This is a genomic window from Bradyrhizobium sp. MI1.10, assembly GCF_055811035.1.
The window spans coordinates 1-1,730 of record NZ_JBVVPN010000124.1 but is presented as its reverse complement, the minus strand read 5'-3'; the positions used below and the strand labels follow the sequence as shown (position 1 = coordinate 1,730).

Sequence of the window (1,730 nt, the reverse complement as noted above, 5' to 3'; positions counted from 1 at the left end):
CATTACGGCACCACCATTATGCCGGCGCGGCCCCGCAAGCCGCGCGACAAAGCCAAGGTGGAGGCGGCGGTTCTTATCGTCCAGCGATGGATTTTGGCGCGGCTGCGCAACCGGCGCTTCTTCTCGCTCGCCGAGTTGAACGTTGCGATCCGCATCCTGGTCGACGAACTCAACGCCCGCCTGATGCGCAAGCTCGGTGCCAGCCGCCGCGAGTTCTTCGACACCATCGATCGTCCGGCCCTGATGCCGCTGCCGGCCGAACCCTATCAGTACGCCGAATGGCGTCGTGCCCGTGTAGCGCCGGATTACCATGTCGAGGTTCAGGGGCACTTCTACTCGGTGCCATCTCGCCTGATCCGCCAGGTCGTCGAGGTGCGGGCCACCGAGGCAACCATCGAGGTGTTCCATCGCGGCACCCGGATCGCCAGCCACGCACGCTCAGGCGTCAGGCGCCGCCACACCACGATCCCCGAGCACATGCCGAGCGCACATCGCCGATACGCCTTCTGGACGCCGGCACGTCTGCTGGCCGCCGCCGAGAAGATCGGTCCGTCCACGATCGCGCTGGGCCAGGCGATCATGCGGACAAAGCCCCATCCCGAGCAGGGCTTCCGATCCTGTCTCGGCATCCTGCGGTTGGAAAAGACCTATGGGACGCAACGTCTGGAAGCCGCGTGCCGCCGTGGGATCAGCATCGGCTCAGCGAGCTATCGGTCGATCGCCTCGATCCTCAAGACCGGCCTGGACAAAGCCTTCCTTCCCGACACCGCCCCCGAGGCCGATCCCATCCAGCACGGCAACATCCGTGGCCGCGGCTACTACCACTGACCACCAACAAGGAGACCTTATGCTCAGCAACCACACCCACGAACGTCTCGCTGCTCTCGGGCTCGCCGGCATGGCCAAGGCCTTCGACGATCAGCAACGCCAACCGGACGTTACCGCGCTGACCTTCGAGCAGCGCCTCGGCCTGATGATCGATCGCGAAGCAACCGAGCGAGAGAACAAAAGGCTCATCGTGCGCCTGAAGTTCGCCTCGCTACGGCAGGCCGCAATCGTCGAAGATGTCGATCTGCGCGCTCCGCGCGGCATCGACCGCGCCTTCTTTGCCAAGCTCGTCGATGGCGATTGGATCAGCCGCAAGCAAAATTTGCTCATCACCGGGCCGACCGGCGTCGGCAAGAGCTGGATCGCCTGCGCACTCGGCCACAAGGCATGCCGCGATAATCGATCCGTCTTATATCATCGCCTGCCAAGGCTGTTCGAAGCTCTTGCGCTCGCCCGCGGGGACGGACGCTATGCGCGGCTCCTCAAGACACTATCGAGGGTCGATTTGCTCATCCTCGATGATTGGGGCCTCGCACCGCTTACCGGCGAGCAGCGTCGCGATCTCCTCGAAGTCGTCGACGATCGACACCAGCGCGGATCGACCATCATCACCAGCCAGGTGCCGATCGAAAATTGGCATGAGGTCATCGCCGACCCGACCATCGCCGACGCCGTCCTGGATCGGCTCGTCCACAATGCTCACCGCCTCACACTCAAGGGAGACAGCATGCGAAAGATCACTGCGCAGCGCGCCAATCTTGACGCAGCCAAGAAAACCTGACCCAACTCCTCATGCCGGCAACGACACTCCGGCCGCCTTCGTCGGAACAGGTGGCCGCCTTCGATCGGAATGCATGGTCGCGTTCAATCGGAATCCCTGGCCGCAATCCCCGGAATCCGCA

At 63.7% G+C, this 1,730-nt stretch carries 2 protein-coding genes; both read left to right on the top strand.

Features of this window, described 5'->3' with window-relative positions:
• On the top strand, positions 1-828 hold an 828-nt coding region (locus AC0L3K_RS40500; protein WP_473368194.1), incomplete at its 5' end, for a Mu transposase domain-containing protein.
• Positions 829-847: 19 nt separating this feature from the next.
• The gene (gene istB, locus AC0L3K_RS40495; RefSeq protein WP_007592724.1) at positions 848-1,609 is read left to right on the top strand and encodes an IS21-like element helper ATPase IstB; all 762 of its coding nucleotides are present in this window, start codon (positions 848-850) and stop codon (positions 1,607-1,609) included.
• Positions 1,610-1,730: the final 121 nt, after the last annotated feature.

Coding starts and splice junctions, on each gene's coding strand:
- istB (WP_007592724.1), top strand. CDS start 848: ATGCTCAGCAACCACACCCACGAACGTCTCGCTGCTCTCGGGCTCGCC.